Source organism: Acidianus sp. HS-5, assembly GCF_021655615.1.
Lineage (GTDB): Archaea > Thermoproteota > Thermoprotei_A > Sulfolobales > Sulfolobaceae > Acidianus.
Genome location: NZ_AP025245.1, coordinates 2,156,757 through 2,179,213, shown reverse-complemented (window position 1 = coordinate 2,179,213; position 22,457 = coordinate 2,156,757). Strand labels below are relative to the sequence as shown.

Genomic DNA, 22,457 nt, shown 5'->3' with positions numbered 1-22,457 from the left:
TTCACTTTGTACTAACTGTTCCTCTAGGCCAAGTTAGCAAAGTAACTAAAACTATAACTAATGATGAATAGCCTAAGATATTGCCAAACAATGGGGAATTCGTTAATCCGAATATCTGAACTAAAGAGCCCATGGTTATTGATCCTATTCCGCCAATTACACTGCCCAGATTATAGGATAGTCCAGTTAATGCAGACCTGACTTCTGGAGGAACTGACTCAACTATTAATAATGGAGCCAAAGGCCAGAACCCTGTAGCTATTGAGTATACTAATAGACCTATAAGCATAAGCTCAGGAGACTTTATGAGAATAGGTAACATCATAGGTAAACCTATCATTTCTCCTATAACACCGTAAGTTATTAGTTTCCTTTTATTTATGAAATCAGCAATTCTACCATATACAATAAAAGATATTGCCAAAGCCACATTGGCTGCGGTCATCATCAAGCCTACAAAATCCTTAGAAAGCCCTAAATACTCAGCTAAATCAGGGTAAACTGCAAATATCGAATAGTAAGAAAAGAACATTCCTGAGATTATTATTGAAGATCTTATTAGCACTTTAGTGTATTCTTTCACATTTGCGTTACTTACTACTTTTCTAGAGACTTTTACATCGGAAACTTTCAAAATAACATAAGGTAATAAGATTATAGGAACTGCACCGGTAAGTAAAAATAATCTCCAACCTATTCCGCCCATTGAAGGAGCAAAAGCTATGAATGCAACTCCAGTTAATGCATAGCCTACTCCATAGCCTGCTTGAACTATCCCATTTATTAATCCTCTCGCACTTGGAGGCGCTTGCTCGTAAGCTATTACAGTTCCTGCTGTCCACTGTGCGCCCATAAATAAGCCTTGCAGAGCTCTAGCTATTAGTAAAACTGCTGCGTTTGGAGAAAAAGCCATTAAACCTTGAAATATCGAATATCCTGCAGTCCCTACTATTAATACTGGTTTCCTACCTCTTTGGTCAGCGATCTTTCCGAAAACGTAACCACCAATCACTCTAAAAATTAGACCTAAGGCGAAAAGTAATGTGCCCTCTACTGCATTTAAGCCTAAGCATTTCTGAAAATAATAATAAACGTAAGTTACTATTAGTAAATCATAGATGTTTCCTGCCCATGAGAAGAATGCTGAAATTGTAGAATGAATATATTTTTGCATTGCATTTTTCCAAATTTAACTTAAACACTTATTCTTAATTTACTAAATTTAAGAGAGTTGTAAGTTACTTCTCCCTATTATTTTAAAAGAAGTTTCTAAATTTTAAATCATTTTTTCATTTTTATATTCCGTACAATCTTTAAAATATTCTACAATTTTACTATCCCATGTATGTATTATTACTTTATTACCTTTATCCATCATTTTCCTTATAATTTCCACAACCTTCCTCTTATCTTCATCAATCAAGAATTCTTCTGGCGATTCAATTATTATTAACGCTTGATCTCTTAGAGAGTTAACTTCCAAAATAATTGTGGCTAGGGATTTTATTGATCTAGATTCTAATGAAGTTATTTGAGAATCTTCGTAAAATATTAGTCCTCCTTTAATGCTTATTGGCATAGAAAAGCTATCGTAAAAGAAGCTTTTGCCCTCTTTTATCCTATTTATAGCTAATTGGCAAGAATCAGAGAATAACTGAGCTATTTCCTCGTTATTTAATGCGGATTCCTCCGCATTTAAAATAAAATGCCTGCCTGCTGGAATGTATAAAAGCTCCTTAAAACCTAAAACCTCTGCTAATTCGCTTTTATATTTGTCCAAAAAAGGCTGTATCAAAGTCTCCATTATCCCTACCATAAAATCTTCAAAAATCTCATGAGAATTAATTGCCTTCTCATTAACTTCTTTTGCAGTAATTCTAAGTATTCTGTTTAATTCCTCAGCTTGTATTTCCTTATTAAAGCCCTTATTCTCAGGTTTGAATTTTAAATCTATTATGACGTTAACTTTACCGTCCTTATAATGAAATTCCGATTCTAAACTTAATCCCTTAACGTCAGATAACTTGTATAAATCCATCTGGTTATTGCTTTTAATTTCATTGCTATTCACGTTTATTTTTCCTTGATTTTCTACCTCTATTTTGATTAACTTATTAATCTCACTATTAAGATTAATTTCACAGGAAATGTTTAAAGGATCCTTTAATGAGAACTCACCGTTTTTCCACGTAAGCCTCATTGAAGTATTTACTCTATCGAGAATAGAAGGCAAGGCATAATTTGGATTTATGTTTCTAAAATTGAGTTCTCTCATAATTGCCGACGTTTCATAAATTACATAGTATAAATTCCTCAATTGGTCAGTGTGATTCCTTGATAAGTAAAAATAAAGATTCCAAGCAAGCATTCGCCTAATTTTTAGGTATCCTGTAGGATCTAAAATGCTCAAAGAATTAACTAGATCTTGTAAATCAAAGTAGCCATAGTACACTTGGCAATTGCCTTTTAAATTATAGCTTTTTCCTTTAATTCCAATGCTCATAACTAAAGATTTGTCACAGTTTATTAAAAACGCATATTAAATCATTTACAATTTTGACTTGTTTAAACCTTAATTTTGATCATTATAAATCTACTAAAATATTTAAAGAAGCCACACGATCGCATTCACTTGAAATTAAAAAATCTCTAATTTAACTTTAAAGTTTCATGAAAGTTTTGAAAGTTTTAAATTAAGAAACCTTTTATTTTAACATATCTTCACAAGTTTTATGAAATCTTATATTCACGCTACATTATCATCTTCGTTAGCTTGGGCAGGTAATATATACGATTTATTATTAATTACATACGTTTATGGCGCACTTGAGAAGGCATTTAACTTAAATTACTTTGAGATTTCGATACTTTTCTCCTTAGGTCTCATAGGGAGAGTAATAGGAGGAATGGTTTTTGGAAAATATGCTGACACAATGGGAAGGAAACCAGTGTTAATGATAGGAACTGGAGGTTATGCTTTATTCCAAGGTTTAATGGTATTTTCTCCTACTGTTATTCTCTTATTTATATTCAGATTAATCGAAGGAGTCTTCATGGGTGCAGAATGGACTGCAGGAACTGTAATAGCCTACGAGCAGGCTCCGAGATCATTAAAAGGATTTGTCACTGGAATAGTTCAAGCAGGTTATGGAATAGGATATTCCTTAACTGGAATAACTTACTTGATATTCATGGCAAACATTATCAATGATTGGAGATTATTCCTTTTAACTGGAGCATTACCGCTCCTCTTGTTACCTTACATTCAATTTAAAGTGAAGGACATGAGAGAAGGTTCCAGTAAGATATCTATAAGGTATAAAGAATACATGGGAGTTCTACTTAAGGCTACATTAGGAATGTCGGGTATGTTTACTGCATATTTTGCAGTTTTTGGAAACTATACTGTAGTTGCTGAAGTTGACCATCTTCCTGGTTACGTTTTAGGGATACTAATGACAATAGCTAATATAGTTTTAGCAATATCCTTCATTCTCTTCGGAAGGCTTGCTGATAGGTACAATAAGAAGAGACTAATTTACATAGGGCTAATAGGACTAATGATAGGGCTTCCTTTTGCCGTTCCAGTAATTTATGCATTAATAAATACAGTGAGCATGTCTTTTGGCGTGATAGTCTTTGCATTCTTTACCGGTTTCTGGCCTTTAATGCCATTATTATTAGCTGACGCAGTTCCTGCAGAAGTTAGAGGATTCCTTTCAGGTTTTGCGTATAATGCTGGAGGTTTTGTAGGGGGAATTGCTGACATTATAATAGGGCTACTTACATTAATGTACGGAGTTACAACAATATCTAAATGGGTAGACGGTTTCGGATTTGCTTCCATACTTTTAGTCTTGATAAGCGTAATAACTTGGCCAAAGAGCGGAGCAAAAGCAAGAGTAATAATGGTAGAACAATAAAAATAGAAAAAGATTTTTCATTTATCTTCTTTCTGTTGCCCTTGGATCTCCTTAGAGAATTCTTCTATAACCTTCTTTAACTCATCAACTGATGTTTCATCTTCTAAAGTCGATACATCTCCTAGAGGTTGACCAGATATTACACTCCTCACTACTCTCCTCATTATCTTCCCTGATCTAGTCTTTGGTAATTTACTTACAAAATACAGTCCGCCGAAGATTACTATAGGCCCTAGATTGTTCTTCACGTACTCTATTAATGATTTTCTTAATTCCTCTGAAGGCTGGTAACCTTGTTTTAATACTACAGCGGCTACTGCAAGTTCACCTCTAACTGGATCGGGAATTCCTATTACTGCAGACTCGGCTACTGCAGGGTGAGAGATTAGAATGTCCTCGATCTCTCTAGTTCCTATCCTATGGCCTGCTATCTTTAATACTTCGTCGGCCCTTCCTAAGATGTAGAAGAATCCTTCCTCATCTCTAACTGCATAATCGCCAGGATAGTAAATCCCTGGGAATTTAGAGAAGTAAGTTTTCACGTATCTTTCAGGGTCTCCCCATACTCCTGCAAGCATCCCTGGCCAAGGTCTCTTAATTACAATGTACCCTTTCTCCCTTGCTTTAGCTTCCTTACCATCTTCAGTAAATACATCTGCATCGACTCCGGGCAAAGGTAAGCCGTTAGCACTTGGTTTAAGTAGATAATTACCTAAGCCTGGAGTTGCTGAAATCATTATTCCTCCAGTTTCAGTCTGCCACCAAGTATCAACTATAGGAAGTGAAGAGTTTCCTACATTCTTAAAATACCATTTCCATGCTTCAGGGTTTATAGGCTCACCTACACTTCCTAAAATCCTAAGTGTGCTTAGATCGTGCTTCTTTACCCATTCCTCGCCATATTTCATTAAAGACCTAATTGCCGTTGGGGAAGTATAGAATACTGTAATACCGTACTTCTCAACTAAATCCCACCACTTATCTGGATTAGGGTAGTCGGGAACTCCCTCATACATTAACACTGAAGCTCCGTTTTGTAATGGACCATAAACTATGTATGAATGTCCAGTTATCCAACCTATATCTGCAGTATTAAAGAACACGTCATTATCCTTTAAATCGAAAACCCACTGAGTAGTCAAGTAAGTCCATAATCCGTATCCGCCGTGTAAATGAAGAATTCCTTTAGGCTTTCCGGTGGTTCCAGAAGTATAAAGAATAAAGAGAGGATCCGTAGATAAAGTCTCTTCTGGTTCAACTTTTTTATATCCCGTTCTCTTAATTAAATCTTGATATAATACATCCCTTTCCTCGTTTAATTCTATTTCCTCGTCTCTCTTTATAACTAGAACTTTTTCGACCGAAGGAGTCTGAGAAACTGCTTCATCAATTATCCTCTTTAGTTCAACTCTCTTTCCTCTCCTCATTGTATGTGAAGTTGTTATAACTAACTTTGCTTTTGCATCATTTATTCTGTCAATAACTGCCTGCGTTGAGAAACCTGAAAATACAATACTATGCACTGCACCTATTCTCGCACAGGCTAACATTGCAATTGGCAATTCTGGCATTAAAGGTAAGTAAATTAGAACTCTATCTCCCTTCTTTATTCCCAGATCTTGAAGTATCTTCGAAAACCTATTCACTTCGTTATAAAGCTCCCCGTAAGTTAATTGTCTGCTTTCTCCTTTTTCGTTCTCCCAATAAATTGCAATCTTGTTCCCTCTATTTTTAATCTGTCTGTCTAATGCGTTGTATGTTATGTTAATCTTACCGCCAGCAAACCATCTATAGAATGGCGCATTTGATTCATCTAAGACTTTATCAAATGGAGAAAACCATTCTAAGCCTTCAGCCATTTCTCTCCAGAATTTTTCTGGCTCTTCAAGAGATTCCTTGTAAAGTTGTTTGTAAGGAGGTTGATAGTACCTCTCTTCAAATGGAAGATTTTCTGACATGACAGATCTTTAAGAAGAGTGACTTTTAAGAATTTCTCCATCATTCATTTTACATAAGATTTATATTTTATTATATTACAGAAAATTCACCATGACAGAAGAAAAAAAGGCAAATCCCGCACCTTTAGGGCTTTCTGGATTCGCATTAACTACACTAGTTTTAAGTGCCTACAATGCTGGGCTAATAACTTCTGGATCTGGTGTTGTCCTGGGTTTAGCAGCGTTTTACGGTGGTTTAGCACAACTATTAGCTGGAATACTAGAATGGAAAGGAGGAAATACATTCGGCTATGTAGCATTCTTCACTTACGGTGCGTTTTGGGAATGGTATTTCCTAACGGCGTTAGGTATATTTGGTAATATCACTGCTCAAGGAATAGGATTAGTACTAGTAGCTTTTGGAATATTTACTCTGGTAATGTGGATAGGGACTTTTAAGTCAAACCTTGGACTATTTATGACTTTCTTGCTTTTGTGGGTTACTTTCTTCCTACTGGGTATAGGTTCCATGATCGGTAATACGACATTAATTCATGCAGGCGGATATGTAGGAATATTAACGGCTATTGCAGCATGGTATACAGGATTAGTACAAGTTGTTGCTGAAAGTCTAAATAAGAAAGCTCCTTTAGGAAGAGTACCTCTTTCATAAAACTTCAAATATTTTTATTATCAATTATTCAAGTGCTTAAACTAGAGAAAGCCGAAGACGTAAAAGAATTAGCAATAAGAATTAATGAGGAGACTAACATGGAAATTAATCTGAACAAGGTAGCATTTTTAAGGAGTAAAAATTCTAAAACTACCGCTATAGCAAGGACATTAACTTTACCGCCTCAATGGAGATATATTCTAGGAGATGACATACTTTATATAGTCGAAGTTATTTCCGAAAAATACGATAAGTTAGAATGTAGCGATAAAATCTTTGTAATAACTCATGAGCTTATGCATATTCCAAAGACCATGAAAGGTTTGAGAAATCATAATTACAAAGGATTTAGGCATATAAGGAAGATAAGCAAGGAACTTGCAAAGGAATTATGCTAAATTCTCTACTGCTTCAGTATTCCCTGCGCTTTCTTCATATTTCCTTATCTTAACTTTCTCAACTCTTCCGTTCATGTAAAATAAGGCCTCACCTACGTCTAGGGATTTAACTGTATCAGAAACTTCCCTTGCCTTCAAAGGTAATATTTCCCTATAAACTTTGAAATCAACAGGATGAACGACTTTATGAAGAAAATAAATCTCACTCTGCGTTAGAACGTCTTTATTAACCCTCGCAGATCTTTGACTAATCATTATCATCCCTATACCCCTCTTTCTTCCCCTTAGGGCTACTCTAGTAATTTCCTCACTAATTTTTGTCCTTTCGCCTTGAGGGATAAACTCATGAGCTTCTTCCAGGACTAGAAAAACATTAGCCTTGTATTTTTTTGATAAATTCCAAAATATATCAAGAAATTTAAAAAGAAAATTAAAGGCTTCATCATTCCATTCGTTCATGTCAATAATTATTGACCTCTTTCTTTCTAAGACATCTTTAACTGCAAATTCAGGATCCAGATTAAAGTTATCTATTCTTAATGCTTCTTGGAAATCATACTCTCCGTCCGGATCTATTACAATTAAAGGAAAGCCTTCTCTTATTAACTCTTTCCCCAAAACCTTAGCGGTATTTGATTTCCCGGAACCTCTTATGCCAAGAATTGCTATGCATTTCCTGACTAATTCTGAAGAACTAAGAGGAAATCCTAAGTCCATGCTTTAGCATTGAGAAGAGAAAATTAAAAGCCGAAACTCTGCATATTACGATCTATTTTAACATTAATATTAATTTTTATAAAAATAATTTTACATGAATATCTATTTAATATTCTAAAAAGTGTGTAAAAAAAGCAAAATATTTAAAATGCGGAATAATACTATTTAATTTGAGATGTCAATGGTTAAAATTTATAAAAAAGTGGATTTAACTGGGACGTCTTGTGCAGGACCTATAGGGGAATTAATGGGGCTAATGGATGAAATAAACCAAGGAGAAGCAGTAGAAGCTCTACTAAAAGACGAAGAGACTAAGAACATGGTAGTAAACTGGGCAAAAAGTATAGGATTGAAAGTATTTGAAGAAAGAAAAGAAGGAAACAATTTTGTGGTGGTGGTAGGAAAATGAAGAGAGTTATAATTGCGGGCGGAGGAATTGCAGGAACTATAGTAGCAAATAGATTAGCAAAACAACTTACAGAAGAATTAGAAAAAGGAGAAGTAGAAATTTTGGTTATAAATTCATCTAGTAGACACATTTATCAACCGGGACAATTACTATTACCTTTCGGGGTAACTGATACTGGAGAGCTAATAAGAGATGAAAGAGATCTTCTAGATCCTAAAATAAAATTAATAACAAAAGATATAAGTAAGATAGATGTTCAAAATCATTCAATAATAACAGCTGATGGAACTACTTATAATTACGATAATCTAGTTATTGCAACTGGATCTCATTTACAGTGGGACGAAATACCAGGCTATAGAGCGGTTTATTCACCTTGGGATTTAGAAAGTTCACAAAAACTGAGGGAAGTACTGCAATCATTTTCGGGAGGAACAGTAGTTATTAACGTAGCTAAACTGCCGCATAAATGCCCTGTTGCTCCAATGGAGATGACGTTAATGCTCGATGATTATCTAAGAAGAAGAGGATTGAGAGAGAAGACTGAAATAATATACACTTATCCAGTTCCAGGAGTTTTCGGGATAAAGACCACCAATGACGTAATGATAAAAATATTTGAACAAAGAGGAATAAAAGTAGTATCACCATTTAATGTCACCAGAGTTAACCCTGAGGAAAAAACTATAGAATCTCAAGAGGGCGAGAAACTTAAATTTGACTTAGCTTTAGGTGTACCTCCCCATAAAGGAGCAAAAGTAGTTGAAGACTCAGGAATTGGAGATAGGAGAAATTGGATTCCTACTGATAAACTAACCTTAAGGATGAAGGATCAATCCAACGTTTACATAATAGGAGACACAACTGACTTACCAATCTCTAAGGCAGGATCGACCGCAGATTTCGAATCTTACATCGTTTCAGGAAATATAGTGAATGATATTAGAGGGAACGGAGCGTCAAAGTTATTTGACGGTTCAGTGTTCTGCTACATTGCTACAGGACTAGACTCAGGAACATACATTAGGTTCAATTATAATAATCCTCCAATACCTCCGCCTCCATCTTATGTTCACTGGTGGGGTAAGTTACTATACAATAAGTTATACTGGACAGTAACAGCAAAGGCGATAGTCTGAGGTGATAAAAACGGCGGCAGTGGAAAAATTAACTTCAAAAATTGATGAGAAAAAGGCAGAAGAACTTTCAAAATTTTTAGATTATCTACCAACAATTAATGAATCTTTAGAAAAAATTAAAGAATTAAAGGAAAGCGGAGCACTGGACGCAATAGTAAACTTTTCCTATGCAATAAAGTCGCTAAAGGATGCACTAAATGATGATTCTGTTCAAAACTTAGGTAATATGGTATCAACATTAATGCTGCTCTTATCGACTACAAGTTATCATGTTGATGATGTAAACTCAATAATTGACCAATCTAGCACCTTAAATTATATAGTGACAAGGCTTAAGGAATTAAAGGAAAGCGGAGCTTTTGATACTCTAGTTAATTTTGCTTACGCATTAAAGAGCTTAAGGGATGCGTTAACAGATGATGCAATTACGAACATAGGCAGTACACTATCGTTACTCTTAGACTTTTTACCAAGAGCACAAGAGTTCTTAAACTACGCATTAAACCCGTCAGTATTAAAAGTAATGAAAGCACTAAACAGCGAAGAAGCTACAAAATTACTCTCTAATCCTCCTAAGGTTACTTTAGGAGGTATAGTGAAGCAAATGACCGATGATGATGTACAGAAAGGTATAGGAGTGTTATTCACAATAGCTAAAATTTTAGGAAAAAGTTATTCAGAACAAAAATAAAAATAATATATAATTTATATTCAATTTCTTTTTAATCCTATTTATTTCTTCTCTAACTTGTCTAGTAGTTCTTTTGGCGCGTCTTTCTCGCTAACTGCTCCTCTACCCGTCTTACCGTTATCGTCGTAGGTAAAGGATACCATCTTTCCTACTCTCCATACTTTCTTTACTTTTGATATATCTACTTCCTTCTCCTCTCCCTTATACTTGAACTTTACACTAGTCATGTGAGATTACTTTACGTCATTCCTTAAAAACTTTTTGGCGATATTAGGGAAATTTTTCACAAGATTACCTTAACTCTTTCCCTAAAACCTTCTTATTCCTATCTACCTTAACGATTAAGGAAACGTAAGATTTTCTGATGTTGCAGAAATGCGAAAAATTTGATAATTCAATTGCGTAGATTTTCTAGTGGAATGCAGAACAGAAAAGTGCGAAAAGATAATGAAATTCTTAGAGAGAAAGGACGGAACTTTACAATTAATAAATAATGCTCCTAAAGCTTATCCTGGCTTTAAGAGTTATGTAAGAAAAAAGATCAAGGAAGAAGAAAAACTTCTTGAGGGAATTCTGTTTGCTGAGGATATTATTTCCGCAATGTACAGCGGCTATAAGAACGCATTAGCAGGTTATCTAAGATCTGCGGAAGAGAGTAATAGATTCATAATAGAAAGAGCTTCGTTATCAATTTTCGTCTCAGCTACTGAAGAAAAATACCTAGAGTTACTTAAGGAAAGACAATGGCATATTTTAGTTGATGAAGGTTACATTATAAGGGCTGCAAGCGAAGGAATAGGAAGAATAAAGAAAGCTGCAAGAAGGACACTAAAACTTGACAAGTACTCAGTTTATTTAATGGGTGCTCCTGTTTGCAGAAAGCATCTAAAATTCCAAAAATATTCGATAAGCATTGATGAACTAGAAGATAATTTAAGACTAGGAATTTCCGCAAAATGTAAGTTCTGTCACAGACAAGCAGATTATTTTACCTTAGCTATGCCTAAGGCTAGTGCATTAATAGGCCTAGCAGAATACATAACAGGAAAGAGTACTACAAATTTAATGAGAATATACGCTAACATATCAAGAGTAATTCATCCTTATGGCTTTACAGACCTGGATAAAGATAAAGCATTCACTTTATGGGCTAGAGACTTCTTAAACATTGTTTCTGAGATTAATAGTCTCTTTAACCTTGTCGACAGTAGCAGAGGCGGCGGTAACAACGGGAAGCCTTCCGGAAAGCTTGTCAAGAATAGGAAGAGTTGAAAGTATTGTGCAAGCAACGTAAATTGCATCTGCTGAAGCCTCTTGAGCAACTTTTATCGCATTTATAACGAGTTCGTGTGGAGTCGAAGCTATAGCAGGACCTCCAGTTCTACCTAAAGCAATTGATCCCACTACTTGAAAACCGAAGCCTTGAATCCACTTTATTTCATAATCATGTCTCCTTTGATTATAAGGAGTTACTACATAAACTTTCTTTGCGCCTAATTCTCTTAGCCTATCTATTATAGCCTCTGTAGAGATAACTACAGGCCTGGAAAAGAATTTCTTTAGTTTACTCATACCATCTCTGTAAAATACTCCGTAAGACCTTGCGTAGATTATTGCATCACCTTTCTCAACTTCGCTCTTTATTAAAGATAATTCCTTGTACATTCTGTCTTGTTCGTCTTTCCTAATCCCATGACCCGGATAATACTTCATGTAAAATACTTTAACGTCCTCAAATACTAGCTTAATATCGTTTGGTAAAGTTGGGTTTTCTTCCGAGAGTATTAAAGATATCATACAAAGAAGATAAAATTTACAAGATTAAAACAGTTCTGTGGACATTATCTTCATAAATCATAGAGATCTCTATCATCCTAACGCAGGGGGAGCTGAAAACGTAATCTATGAGATAGGAAAGAGACTAGAAGGAGTTACATGGTTGGCTGAGGAAGTTAAAGGAAGACCTAAAGTAGAATACCTAAATGGGATAAAAATTATCAGAAAGGGAAATAAATTTACTTTACATCTTTATTCGCTAAAGGAAGCTAAAAATCACGAAATAGTAATAGATAGTATAGCTCATGCAGTACCTTTTTTCTCCTACTTAGTAAATAAGAAGGCAATAGCCTTAGTTCACCACGTTCATCAAGATGTAGTAAAATTCGAATTAAATCCTTTTTTAGCTGAGGCTGTAAGAGTTGCAGAGAGAAGAATAAGGAATTATAAATACATAATTTCAGTTTCTAATACTACTAAACAAGACTTGATAAAGAAATTGAAGGTAGATGAAAGAAGAATAACCGTAATATACAATGGAGTGGATCATGAAAAGTTCAAGCCTGGAGAAAAGAGTGAAAAACCAATAGTTTTTTGGATTGGAAGAATGATGAAATACAAGAATCCATTTGATGTAATTGAAGTGAAAAGGAGAGTAAAAAACAGGAACGTAAAATTCGTTGTAGCCGGCGGAGGAGAGCTTTCTGCAGAGTTTGGCGAAATTGCAAAAAAGGAAGGGATATACTACTTAGGGAAAATAGATGAGAAAACAAAGATTGATCTTTACAAGAAATCTTGGGTGATACTATCTACATCTTTTATCGAAGGCTGGGGAATGACGATAGTAGAGGCAAATTCTTGCGGAACACCTGCAGTAGCCTATTCCACGGGATCATTGCCTGAAATAATAAAAAATGATATTAATGGTTTCATAGTTCCTTATAAGGATACTGAGACAATTGCTAAATACATTGATTATTTGACGAGTGACGATAATGTAATGAAAGAATTATCTAGAAAAAGTTATGAGGAATCTTTGAAATACGATTGGAATAAAACTACTGAAGAGTATAAGAGATATATTGAAAGAATTAAAGCTTACTGATCCCCATTTATGAATAAAGTTACCTTAAACAATTTTCCTTCTTTCCTAATAATATATTTCATAGTAAAGCCGTTACATTTTCTTGTAACCTCCACTTCATTTTCACCACGGAACGAATATACAGGATCGCTGCATTGAGTCGCTATTTCGTTCAATTTTTCATTTATTTCATCTTGATCTTTTGCATAGAACTCTATCTTAGCGTTATTGCCTTCAAAAGTAGATCTTATCATTTTAGTTGATATAAAATAAGCGACGAATATTGCCAACGCTGAGTTAACTGCAGAAGAGATAACCAGAATTACTGGCAAAAGATTACCTAAAAGCGGAACATAAAAAACCTTAAAACCTAGTAAAATGTAAAACGCTGAAGCAATTGCTGAAGTTATTCCTACGCTAATCACCGCAGAAGCGATCTTTTTCTCTACAGTTCCAGAAATGAAGCCTATTATTGCACCGCCAACCAAAGGAAGCCACCAAGTAACAAGAGATACTGGAATTGAAATTTTTATACTCCTCATCACTAATACCTTAGTCTTTATGATAATTAAACATTTCTAACCCGTTTCCAGCCTTTTTATCGTATTAGGTATAAATCCATTAAGCGAAGTAAACCTTTCCACATTTACACCCTTTAGCCTCATTACAACAACTTTACCTAAAAGCCCTCCTAAATCTATTATAGTTCCAGGCTCACTATCTACTGGAATTACTCTAACTCCAAGAATCTTGTTTAAAGTTATGCCCAAAGAAAGTACATCCATAATTAGACCTACAACCTTATCTCTGCCTTGTTTTTTACTTACTCCGACCATGTCAATACCGCTGTTACAAACAGAAGACAATGCAAGCAGAGTAAAGAAATCTACGTAACCTTCCAATGCTCTCTCTGCCATTATTGAATCCTCACTTACTGGGATAAATGCAGAGCTCAATCCTCCTACGTGAGAAGTAGCCATAGATCCTCCCTTCTTTATCGCATCCATTAAAATTGCTAAGGCAGATAAGCTTCCGTGTCCACCCATTTTTTCTATACCCATAGCTTCAATTATTCCTGCTACACTATCTCCGACCTTAGGAGAAGGAGCTAAAGAAAGATCTACAGAACCGAAAGCTACTCCCATCTCTCTTGATACTGCACTACCTATTAATTCTCCTAATCTACTTATTTTAAACGCAGACCTTCTTATCACATCGTGTAACTCATCTAATGAAGAAGGAGAACTCCTCCTTATAGCGTTCTCTATTACTCCTGGACCACTTACAGCAACGTTTATCATCATATCTGGCATTCCTATACCATGATGTGCTGAAGGAACAAAAGGGCTGTCAGGAGGAACATTTGATAGTATGGAAACTCTGGAAGACGCTTCTGGCTTCATACTAAAAATCTGATCAACGAACTTCCTTACAGCTTCTGAATTTACGCCAGAGAATGTTGAGGCGGCATTAATCATTCCAGTTAGCTTAGCTGTAGAGTTCATAACTTCGGCTAAAGTATTCATTACAGCTAACGAACCTTTAGTAAACCCTCTGTCAGCGAATGCTGAATAACCACTTATGTAATCAATTTTGTTATTTTCCGCAAGTTTCTCAAGTTTTTCGCCTATTTTTATTCCACCGCTTTCGCCAGTTACTTCAAGAAAATATTGCACAGGAGAAATTGAAACTCTCTTTGTAACTATTTTAACTCCAAATTTTTCACTTACTTGGTCCACTGTAGAAGAAAACTTTTCTAGAATTGTATTAAGAGATTCAAATTTCTCTAAAACTCTATTAATATCGTCTGATAAGAAAGGTAGGGTATTTATACTCAGCGTCACGGATCTTATGTCTAAATCTTCCTCACTTAACATTCTAATAACTTCAATTATTTCATCTGCAGAATATTTCATTCAAATCCTCTCCATATACTTAAAAACTTCCTCATGGTAAACTAAAACTTCCACGTTAAGCTCTTTTCCCTTCTGTTGCAATTCTTTCCTAATTTCTGATAGAGGAATTTTACTCTTAGAAATATCAACAAGCATAATCATTGCAAATATTCCCCTTAAAACAGTCTGAGAAATATCTACTATGTTTACATTTTCTTCAGCTAACTTTGAAGAGATTCCCGCAACTATGCCTGGCTTATCTGCTCCCACAACTACAACAACAGCATTTTCCATAAAGTGAAAGAAAAACTAGCATTTTTATACCTTGCTTTAATATTCAATTTATGCTTGAAGATATTCTTGAAGAATACAAAAAAGTTTGGGCTTTAGATCATGCACTAGCTTTAATGGGTTGGGATCTTGAGACTTACATGCCTCAAGAAGGTTCAAAATACAGAGGAGAAGCTACTGCACAGATCCTCACGTTAAGAAGGAACGAGATGATGAAATTTGCAGACAATGTTGATAAAATTGATGATAACAAATTGGAAGACAAAGAGAAAGGAATAGTCCGTGTGTTAAGGAGGGAAATAAAATATTACAGAGCAGTACCTAAGGAGATTGACGAAGAGTTAGCTAGATTAACTTCTGACGCTTTCATATCTTGGTCGAAAGCAAAGAATGAGGAAAATTTCTCAATATTTAAACCCTATCTAGAGAAAATCGTAGAACTAGAAAGAAAGATCGCAGAAAGTCTAGGTTACGAAAAACATCCTTATAACGCATTACTTGACCTATATGAAGAAGGATTAACTATAGACGACACTGACAAAATATTTTCTTCGTTACTCCCAGAATTGAAATACATACTGGAGAAAATTTTATCCTCTGGATATTATCCTAATCACCACCCTTTAGAGGATATGGCTTATGATGTAGAAGTAATGAAGAAAGTTAATGAAGAAATTATAAATATCCTAGAAATGCCGAGAAGTAAGTTTAGACTAGATATTTCTCCCCATCCATTTACTCAGAGGATTTCAGCAGGAGATGTTAGAATTACAACTAGGTACGAAGGAAAAGACTTTAGGGCTACAATGTTTTCAGTAATTCATGAAAGCGGACATGCTATGTATGAGTTACAAATTGACCCCAATCTTGAGATGACCCCAGTAGGTAAAGGAGTTTCCTCAGGAATTCACGAATCTCAGTCAAGGTTTTGGGAAAACATAATAGGTAGAAGTAGGGAATTCGTTAGTATTGTTTATCCCCTCTTAAAGAGATTCCTTGACTTAAAGTATGATGAGGAAGAAATTTACAAATATTTTAACGTTGTAAGACCTAGTTTAATAAGAGTTGATGCAGACGAAGTCACTTATAATCTCCATATAGCAATCAGATATGAGATAGAGAAGAAATTAATTGCCGATGAATTAAAAGTTGAAGAAATACCTTCATTATGGAACGAATTAAGCGAAAAGTATTTAGGAATAAGGCCTAAGAACGATGCAGAAGGAGTCTTACAAGACGTGCACTGGAGCGGTGGGAGTTTCGGTTACTTCCCTACTTATACGATAGGTAACGTAGTTGCAGGAATGATATATGCAAAATTCAACGTGTTAGAAAAGGTTAAGGAAAGGAAGTTTAATGAAATAAAAGACTACTTGAAAGAAAAGATCCACAAATACGGTGCAATATATCCTCCAAAAGTTCTCCTTGAAAAGTCATTTGGAGACGCATATAATCCTGGGTATTTGATAAAATATCTGAAAGAAAAGTATCTTAGCAAATGATTTTATGCTTTAGTAACATATAATATAATATCAACAGATCCTGCATAATTACACATTGGCGTTTTTATAACTATACACAAAGTTTCATTATCACCTGGAGTTATTTTAGAAGGCACTGGAGTTGCAGATATTAGCGTAAATGGATGAGAAACTGTGACATTAGTGAGTTCATCCGAGAATAGTAAATTATCATTTTTCAAGAAGATTTTGATAGTAATATCTTGATCTCCATGAGCCGAGATACTCACATTAGAGTAGGATACATGTATAGATTTTTCTATACTAAGAAAGGTGGAGCGTAAAGTGACATATATTCCGTTAATTTTTACAGAGTAAAAGTATCCTTCAGTGTATAAATAATATACTGCCGCAAGAATAATTATCACGATTATTAAACCTGCTATTAAACCTTTCATAAAGACATCCTACTATTAAAAAATAATAAAATTATGTGGACGAAGCTATTCTGTCCAGTTCTTTCATTAGATTAGATTCTATATGCTCTGTCCAAAGCATTTCTGGAACATCTATTGCCAAGAACGGTACATAAATTATTGTCTCGACTGCAGTAACTGCTAAGTTCTGAGCCCACTTGCCTACTCCAACAGTAACTTTTAATCCGTCAGGAGTTTGCTCAAAGGAGAATTGTAGCGCTCTGTCCGCAGCGAATATGTCCCTAAATATTCCGCCTTTTTGAGCTTGGATTACTGCTATATTTCCTTCAGCCTTCTGTTGAACCTTCCATCCATCGCTCTGTAGGTATTGGGTAAATTCTTGAATTATTGCTTCTAAGTTGTGCTGACCAGGATATATTTTTTCTTTTTTAAATACTCCCATACTCTATTGTATTAGAGCACTATTAAAAAATTTTCCAATACAATCAACTAAAAAGCATATTTTATCACAAAAACACAATTCTTGAAAAGATTATCGTAAGAATAAAATTGACATGCCGTCTAACATATTATTTATTGAAAATAAATTAATTCAAATAAAAACTTCACTAGATATTCACGATAGAAATTAGTTTTTACGTCTTCCTTTAATTTCTTAACTTCTTTTTCACTCAAGTCCATCTCATGAAATCAACGTGAAGAATCCAAGCACTTGTCCAAAACTTCAGTGTCTCAACATTCTTAGACCTTAATAACTTACACACTTTAAATAAATCTTCACTCTCTCATCTTCCCTTCTTTTCAACAGTTTTTATAATATCTTTCAAGTTGTTCTCAATAACTAATAGCTTAATAGATTCATCTGAAGCTTTATAATACTTATCACAAGCTTGAACAAGATCACCCTTATCCAAAAGCTCCTCAGCATCATTATAGTAAACCTCCGCACTTATGCCAATATTCATGGTCTACATTAAGGAAAAAATTTTGTATTAAATTTTTTATGAATGTTATTAAACATTCTAGATAATTCTTTTAACAAGAGGACAGAAATAGTCATCATATCTTTTAAATAACTAGAAACATATTTTATATCGAACATGTCAAACAATATACAATCAATGGTATGCCAGCCAGTAGGCATAGCAAGAAAGACTGTCTGGCTTAACGTGGCTAATCCTCTCAATATAAGAAGACTCTCTCAGGATTTGAAATTACTATTAAGAAGTGAAGGAATGTCTGTTACAAGTACTACCAGCCCTAGCATTTTATTACTACAGATTCATGCTAGAGGAATAAGAGGTCATTACTACGTTGTAAAGATCTGCCAAAATCAAAACCAGGTACTCATAGAATCCGGTATAATAAGCGCAAAACAACAGCTTGAGTGGACAGGAGTTGAAGGAGGTGTAGGAACTTTGTCTGATACGGTCCTGCATAATAAATGGTTAACACTTCTCTCAGGGACATTTGCAGGAGTAGATATAGCAAGTGTTTTGGGTAGTTACGAGGAAGAGGATAAGATCTTATCCCAAATACAGCAAGTTATTATGTCCTATCAGCAAATAGGTCAAATATTGACTACTAACGCAATGTCCAAACAATACAGATACTGTCCAAATTGCGGATATCTGCTTAATGGCTCGCCTAATTATTGTCCAAATTGTGGATACAAATTAAAATAAATAGTTTAAAAAATCATTTAAATAAGAGATTTTTATTATGGATTCTCTATATTAAAGAACATATACTCTTCCGAGGATTCTTCTAAAGATTTTCTTTTAGTTTCCCTTACTAGAAGCAGTGTAAGTAATACTGCTATTAACCCATCATACCGCCGAAGCCAACTGCTATAGCTAATCCGAAATTAGCATATAATTAGGTAATAGATCTACTATCCCTTCTCTCTATTCTTAACTTATAAAGAATTTTAATATATCCATATATAATATAATAGATATGCAAAGAATGTTAATTGTAAATAAAGAGCAAGCAGATTTACTTTTGGACTCTATTAATATCAAGATAGTTCAACTTTTGATAAACGAGGAATTGAATTCTACTCAAATTTCTGAAAAAACAAAAATTCCTATATCTACCGTATGGAGGAGACTTAAGAAGCTCGAAAATAGTGGACTTATTGAAATAGTAAAAACTGAAAGAAGAAGGAATTTTAAGACGGTATTTTACAGGGCTAAAGCCTTATATTATGCTTTACCTTTCTCTCCAGATTTAGTACCTAAAGACCCGGAGGTTAAGGAAATTTATCAAAGAATACTTGAGCTGAGAGAAAAGTCTATGAGGAAAACTAAGATATACAACGAAATACCTTCTAATGTAGATCCCATAGATTATGCTATAGTACTTGACGTACTTTCCAACTTTGAAGTAGTACTTGAGAACGAGAGTGAGATAAAGGATTTACTAGAGAAGGCAAGAAATTTTCTCTTTTCATCTCTGAAAGTGAACGTTAAATAAATGTAAGTTGCTCTTCCATTATGAATACTGAATTTTTAATCCTTGCACTGATAGCGTTAATAATAGGAATAGTTCCTCTTTTTTTAGTAAAAAGAGATTTGAAAATTTTATTAATAGCTGGTGGAGCATATTTCTCAGCGATAATAACTAAGGAAATCGTGCAGGTCTCTTTCTTACACTTCTTCCAAACTCCTCAAATACAGACTTATTTAGCCTACGGTATCTTAACTGCGGTTACAGAGCCCGGATTTGCTTATTTGTTTGTACGCTTTGTTAAGCAAAATCCTCAAACTTACGGAGTATCTTTAGCCTTTTGGGAGAATGGATTTTTAGTAGGTCTTTTAGGAATAGTATCTGCAATAGCTTTACCTGCAAATTATAATCTAACTTTAATATCACCTCTTTTAAACGAACCTTTAGCAGTAGTTATTACAGGAAGAATAATGGATAGACTCAGTTCCTTATTCCTACATTACGCTTGGGGAGTATCTGCTTATTTAAGCTTCTGGAAGAAAGATGCGAAATTCATCCTCACAATAGCTCCTCTAGGCTTTATAGATTCGCTTACTGCTTATGTAGACTTATCACATATCAATAGTTATTTTGCTTTAGCAGTACCAGCTTTCATTGCAGGTATAATTGGATTTCTGCTCGCCAAATATTATTTAAAGAAAGCATAAATATTCATGACGAGTAAAATCCAAAAATATAAAATTTAATGATCAATTAAGTTTTTATACCCAAAATTTATTTTTCCTTAGCTCTAATGCTTAAATATGACAGCACTACCCATGCATCTATAGCTGAAATTCCCCATGCCTCTATAGTTGCAGTGGAAGGCCAAGGAATTATTGCGGCTACTAGAGGAGCAATTATAGACAAGAGTATCATAGAGATACCCAGCTTTCTCAGTTTCATAAATATTCCTATTCCATACGTTAAAACTGCTATGTCAAATTGAATAAAAAACCACATAGAGACAAAAACATGGGGATATGTTCCCTCATGATAGATACCTATTAATGCGAGAAATATTGCTGCTACCATAATAAATGAAGAACCCACTACTTCTATTTTTCCTTCATTAATTATCACTAAATAAATACCATATAAAAAAGTAAATATTGCTACTACCACGAGGCCATAATTATATAGCCACGGATCTCTGGCCATTGATCCTCCTAAATCGCTAAATGCATTCCTCGTGAAAATAAACCATGGATTAATAGAAATACTGAGAAATATAACTAACCATGCTAATAAGGCTGCTACAATTCCAGAATATTTTAAGAAGTTCATGACCATAATTAGTATTTTTCTTGTCATATATTTAGCTATTCTCCTCTAAATTTTGCCCTCTTTTTTGAATGAAGAATAAATGAATCAAAACTTTCACATATTTATTCCTTAATGTGATAAAATCCTCGATATACCAATATAAATTGGAAATAAGTAAAGAAGATTTGCAAAATGGCATCATTTTACAACGACTCTCTTGGACTTGCCTTCCCATCTCGGTAATCCGCTAACGAACTGAATATTTACGTGGACAAATGTTACTGCTTCAATATCAGCTGCTATTTTCTTTCGCAACTCTTCAGAAGGCTTATCAGTCTCTATTAGTACCTCGAATTTTGCCGGTTCTTTCATTAATACTATTTGATATTCCTTTATCTCTGGGTATCTCATTAGTACTTCATTTATGGCCGTAGGATAGATCTTCACACCCTTGTAAAATACTACATCATCTACTCTGCCCTTAATAATGCTGATAGTTGGAAAGGGAATATCATCATTACTCTCCTCAAGTTTTGTAATATCCTTAGTCCTATACCTAATTAGTGGCATACCTTCTCTTGTTAAATGCGTTATTACGAGTTCTCCTTCCTCGCCTTCCCCTACTCTTTCCCCCGTCTCTGGATTAACTATCTCAACGTAAAAGTGATCAGTCCATATATGCATTTTTTCATGGTTGTCTTGAGGGCACTCCTGAGCAACGCCTGGTCCTATTGCCTCAGTTAATCCGTAAATCTCTCTAGCTCCCCCACCATGAGACGTTAGAGCCAATTCTTTCTCAATTCTACTTAGCATCTCCTTAGTCATTGCCTCAGCCCCAGGGATTGCAAGACGTAGGTTTAAATCTTTTTCTGGATCTATCTCTGCCTCTCTGATCTTCTCAGCTACATATAAGTTATATGAAGGAGTACCAGTTATGACGGTTGCTCTAAAGTCTTTTAATGCCTTAACTAAAGCCTCAGTCCTACCTGCACTCCAAGGAATCACCTTTGCTCCTATCTTCTGTATTCCTATGTGCAATCCTATACCTCCAGTAAATAACCCATAACCGTAAATATTAGCTACAATATCATTCTTAGCCACTCCTGCAGCCCTAAGACATCTAGCAACTAAATTAGCCCATAATTCAATATCTGAAGAAGTATAAGGCCCAACCGTGGGCACTCCAGTAGTACCGCTTGTCATATGCCAACCTACAAGCTCATCTAATGGCACTGTTAGGAAGTCACCTCCGTAAGGATAAGCATATTTTCTCAAGTCATCCTTAGTTGTAAACGGCATCTTAACTAAATCCTCTGGAGTTTTAAAATCGTCTGGCGTAAGTCCCCTTTCTTTCATTATTCTATGATAAAAAGGACTTTTTTCGTATACCTTCTTTATCATTCTTCTGAATCTGAAGTTCTGTATTTCTCTTATCTCCTCTTTAGTTAGACCATTGGGATCAGTTTCGTCATATAAGATCAAGATCTCACCTTGCATAAAACACGTTGTCCATCAGAGGTTAGAAATACCTTTGCTCCTACTTTTGGAGTTCCAATAACCCAGCACATTAAATCAATTCCTTTTTCAGTTCTTACTATCCCTATTGTGTAATCACTAAAATTCTCAAAGCCTTGAGGCTTCTGGAGTACTATACTATACGTCATAACTTCTCCCACCTTCCCTATATCCATCCATTCCATATCTGAAGCCATACATTTAGGACAATCCTTTTGCGGAGGAAAATACAATGTCCCACACTTCTTACATCTAGTTCCCAATATCTCTCCTCTTTTCAGTCCCTCCCAAAATGGCTTGTATAATTCTTCAGCAGGTAAAGTATATTTCATAATAAGGGGAATTCCATCCATAAC

At 34.8% G+C, this 22,457-nt stretch carries 26 protein-coding genes and 1 pseudogene; 12 read left to right on the top strand and 15 right to left on the bottom strand.

The window, feature by feature from the left end:
* Position 1: 1 nt before the first annotated feature.
* Positions 2 to 1,174 carry an MFS transporter gene (locus HS5_RS12055; protein ID WP_236751617.1) on the bottom strand — a complete coding sequence of 391 codons (1,173 nt, stop codon included), beginning with the start codon at positions 1,172 to 1,174 and terminating at the stop codon, positions 2 to 4.
* Between the two features lie 102 nt (positions 1,175 to 1,276).
* Positions 1,277 to 2,503 (bottom strand): hypothetical protein, encoded by a 1,227-nt coding sequence (locus tag HS5_RS12050; RefSeq protein ID WP_236751616.1) that lies wholly within the window; start codon positions 2,501 to 2,503, stop codon positions 1,277 to 1,279.
* A 229-nt stretch (positions 2,504 to 2,732) separates the two neighbouring features.
* On the opposite strand from HS5_RS12050, the gene HS5_RS12045 reads away from it, so the two are divergent.
* Entirely contained in the window at positions 2,733 to 3,923 is a 1,191-nt protein-coding gene (locus HS5_RS12045; protein ID WP_236751615.1) for an MFS transporter, read from the top strand.
* Positions 3,924 to 3,940: 17 nt separating this feature from the next.
* Here the strand turns inward: HS5_RS12045 and acs are convergent, their stop codons facing one another.
* On the bottom strand, positions 3,941 to 5,881 hold the full coding sequence (acs, locus tag HS5_RS12040) for an acetate--CoA ligase (protein ID WP_236751614.1): 1,941 nt from the start codon (positions 5,879 to 5,881) through the stop codon (positions 3,941 to 3,943).
* Between the two features lie 91 nt (positions 5,882 to 5,972).
* Between acs and HS5_RS12035 the strand changes: the two genes are divergently transcribed.
* A complete protein-coding gene (locus HS5_RS12035) occupies positions 5,973 to 6,533 on the top strand; it encodes an acetate uptake transporter (protein WP_236751613.1) in 561 nt (186 codons plus the stop codon).
* Positions 6,534 to 6,565: 32 nt separating this feature from the next.
* The gene (locus HS5_RS12030; protein WP_346729544.1) at positions 6,566 to 6,931 is read left to right on the top strand and encodes a putative metallopeptidase; all 366 of its coding nucleotides are present in this window, start codon (positions 6,566 to 6,568) and stop codon (positions 6,929 to 6,931) included.
* Here HS5_RS12030 and HS5_RS12025 read toward each other — a convergent pair.
* Positions 6,923 to 7,648, bottom strand: a complete 726-nt coding sequence (locus HS5_RS12025; RefSeq protein ID WP_236751612.1) for a DUF87 domain-containing protein — start codon at positions 7,646 to 7,648, stop codon at positions 6,923 to 6,925. The genes HS5_RS12030 and HS5_RS12025 overlap by 9 nt on opposite strands.
* A gap of 175 nt (positions 7,649 to 7,823) precedes the next feature.
* Between HS5_RS12025 and HS5_RS12020 the strand changes: the two genes are divergently transcribed.
* From HS5_RS12020 to HS5_RS12010, 3 genes are read left to right on the top strand one after another with little or no spacing between them, the layout of a single operon-like run.
* A complete protein-coding gene (locus HS5_RS12020; protein ID WP_236751611.1) occupies positions 7,824 to 8,057 on the top strand; it encodes a sulfurtransferase TusA family protein in 234 nt (77 codons plus the stop codon).
* A complete protein-coding gene (locus tag HS5_RS12015; RefSeq protein WP_236751610.1) occupies positions 8,054 to 9,196 on the top strand; it encodes an FAD/NAD(P)-binding oxidoreductase in 1,143 nt (380 codons plus the stop codon). Before HS5_RS12020 ends, HS5_RS12015 begins: the two co-directional genes overlap by 4 nt.
* Position 9,197: 1 nt before the next feature.
* Positions 9,198 to 9,887, top strand: a complete 690-nt coding sequence (locus HS5_RS12010) for a DUF1641 domain-containing protein (RefSeq protein ID WP_236751609.1) — start codon at positions 9,198 to 9,200, stop codon at positions 9,885 to 9,887.
* 41 nt (positions 9,888 to 9,928) lie between these two features.
* Here HS5_RS12010 and sul7d read toward each other — a convergent pair whose 3' ends face one another.
* Positions 9,929 to 10,114 carry a Sul7d family chromatin protein gene (sul7d, locus tag HS5_RS12005; RefSeq protein ID WP_236751608.1) on the bottom strand — a complete coding sequence of 62 codons (186 nt, stop codon included), beginning with the start codon at positions 10,112 to 10,114 and terminating at the stop codon, positions 9,929 to 9,931.
* 187 nt (positions 10,115 to 10,301) lie between these two features.
* Here sul7d and HS5_RS12000 point away from each other — a divergent pair, with 187 nt between their 5' ends.
* Positions 10,302 to 11,159, top strand: coding sequence for a hypothetical protein (locus tag HS5_RS12000; RefSeq protein WP_236751607.1), 858 nt, complete (start codon positions 10,302 to 10,304; stop codon positions 11,157 to 11,159).
* Here the strand turns inward: HS5_RS12000 and HS5_RS11995 are convergent.
* A complete protein-coding gene (locus HS5_RS11995; RefSeq protein WP_236751606.1) occupies positions 11,049 to 11,684 on the bottom strand; it encodes a maleate cis-trans isomerase in 636 nt (211 codons plus the stop codon). The genes HS5_RS12000 and HS5_RS11995 overlap by 111 nt on opposite strands.
* 37 nt (positions 11,685 to 11,721) lie before the next feature.
* Here HS5_RS11995 and HS5_RS11990 point away from each other — a divergent pair, with 37 nt between their 5' ends.
* A complete protein-coding gene (locus HS5_RS11990) occupies positions 11,722 to 12,768 on the top strand; it encodes a glycosyltransferase family 4 protein (RefSeq protein WP_236751605.1) in 1,047 nt (348 codons plus the stop codon).
* Here HS5_RS11990 and HS5_RS11985 read toward each other — a convergent pair.
* Genes HS5_RS11985 through HS5_RS11975 form a run of 3 tightly spaced genes read right to left on the bottom strand, consistent with a single transcriptional unit; the run spans position 12,762 to position 14,936 of the window.
* Positions 12,762 to 13,289 (bottom strand): hypothetical protein, encoded by a 528-nt coding sequence (locus HS5_RS11985; RefSeq protein ID WP_236751604.1) that lies wholly within the window; start codon positions 13,287 to 13,289, stop codon positions 12,762 to 12,764. The two genes, HS5_RS11990 and HS5_RS11985, sit on opposite strands and share 7 nt — an antisense overlap.
* A gap of 36 nt (positions 13,290 to 13,325) precedes the next feature.
* Positions 13,326 to 14,663 carry a DUF711 family protein gene (locus tag HS5_RS11980; protein ID WP_236751603.1) on the bottom strand — a complete coding sequence of 446 codons (1,338 nt, stop codon included), beginning with the start codon at positions 14,661 to 14,663 and terminating at the stop codon, positions 13,326 to 13,328.
* Positions 14,664 to 14,936: an ACT domain-containing protein gene (locus tag HS5_RS11975; RefSeq protein WP_236751602.1), complete on the bottom strand. Its 273-nt coding sequence runs from the start codon at positions 14,934 to 14,936 to the stop codon at positions 14,664 to 14,666.
* Positions 14,937 to 14,986: 50 nt separating this feature from the next.
* Here HS5_RS11975 and HS5_RS11970 point away from each other — a divergent pair, with 50 nt between their 5' ends.
* On the top strand, positions 14,987 to 16,435 hold the full coding sequence (locus tag HS5_RS11970) for a carboxypeptidase M32 (RefSeq protein ID WP_236751601.1): 1,449 nt from the start codon (positions 14,987 to 14,989) through the stop codon (positions 16,433 to 16,435).
* Between the two features lie 2 nt (positions 16,436 to 16,437).
* On the opposite strand, the gene HS5_RS11965 is transcribed toward HS5_RS11970, so the two are convergent.
* The 3 genes and pseudogenes from HS5_RS11965 to HS5_RS14595 all read right to left on the bottom strand — a co-directional run bounded on the left by HS5_RS11965 (position 16,438) and on the right by HS5_RS14595 (position 17,795).
* Positions 16,438 to 16,851 carry a hypothetical protein gene (locus HS5_RS11965; RefSeq protein ID WP_236751600.1) on the bottom strand — a complete coding sequence of 138 codons (414 nt, stop codon included), beginning with the start codon at positions 16,849 to 16,851 and terminating at the stop codon, positions 16,438 to 16,440.
* Between the two features lie 31 nt (positions 16,852 to 16,882).
* Positions 16,883 to 17,272, bottom strand: a complete 390-nt coding sequence (locus tag HS5_RS11960; protein WP_236751599.1) for a hypothetical protein — start codon at positions 17,270 to 17,272, stop codon at positions 16,883 to 16,885.
* A gap of 131 nt (positions 17,273 to 17,403) precedes the next feature.
* Positions 17,404 to 17,795, bottom strand: a pseudogene (locus tag HS5_RS14595) (PaREP1 family protein).
* Between the two features lie 135 nt (positions 17,796 to 17,930).
* Here HS5_RS14595 and HS5_RS11950 point away from each other — a divergent pair.
* From HS5_RS11950 to HS5_RS11940, 3 genes are all read left to right on the top strand, one after another.
* Positions 17,931 to 18,515: a zinc ribbon domain-containing protein gene (locus HS5_RS11950; protein ID WP_236751597.1), complete on the top strand. Its 585-nt coding sequence runs from the start codon at positions 17,931 to 17,933 to the stop codon at positions 18,513 to 18,515.
* Between the two features lie 274 nt (positions 18,516 to 18,789).
* Entirely contained in the window at positions 18,790 to 19,308 is a 519-nt protein-coding gene (locus HS5_RS11945) for a winged helix-turn-helix domain-containing protein (RefSeq protein ID WP_236751596.1), read from the top strand.
* Between the two features lie 20 nt (positions 19,309 to 19,328).
* A complete protein-coding gene (locus HS5_RS11940) occupies positions 19,329 to 19,988 on the top strand; it encodes a hypothetical protein (protein ID WP_236751595.1) in 660 nt (219 codons plus the stop codon).
* A 67-nt stretch (positions 19,989 to 20,055) separates the two neighbouring features.
* On the opposite strand, the gene HS5_RS11935 is transcribed toward HS5_RS11940, so the two are convergent.
* The 3 genes from HS5_RS11935 to HS5_RS11925 all read right to left on the bottom strand — a co-directional run bounded on the left by HS5_RS11935 (position 20,056) and on the right by HS5_RS11925 (position 22,454).
* Positions 20,056 to 20,634, bottom strand: a complete 579-nt coding sequence (locus HS5_RS11935) for a DUF998 domain-containing protein (RefSeq protein ID WP_236751594.1) — start codon at positions 20,632 to 20,634, stop codon at positions 20,056 to 20,058.
* Positions 20,635 to 20,784: 150 nt separating this feature from the next.
* Positions 20,785 to 22,083 (bottom strand): phenylacetate--CoA ligase, encoded by a 1,299-nt coding sequence (locus HS5_RS11930; protein ID WP_236751593.1) that lies wholly within the window; start codon positions 22,081 to 22,083, stop codon positions 20,785 to 20,787.
* On the bottom strand, positions 22,065 to 22,454 hold the full coding sequence (locus HS5_RS11925) for a Zn-ribbon domain-containing OB-fold protein (protein ID WP_236751592.1): 390 nt from the start codon (positions 22,452 to 22,454) through the stop codon (positions 22,065 to 22,067). The genes HS5_RS11930 and HS5_RS11925 overlap by 19 nt, the downstream gene beginning before the upstream one ends.
* Positions 22,455 to 22,457: the final 3 nt, after the last annotated feature.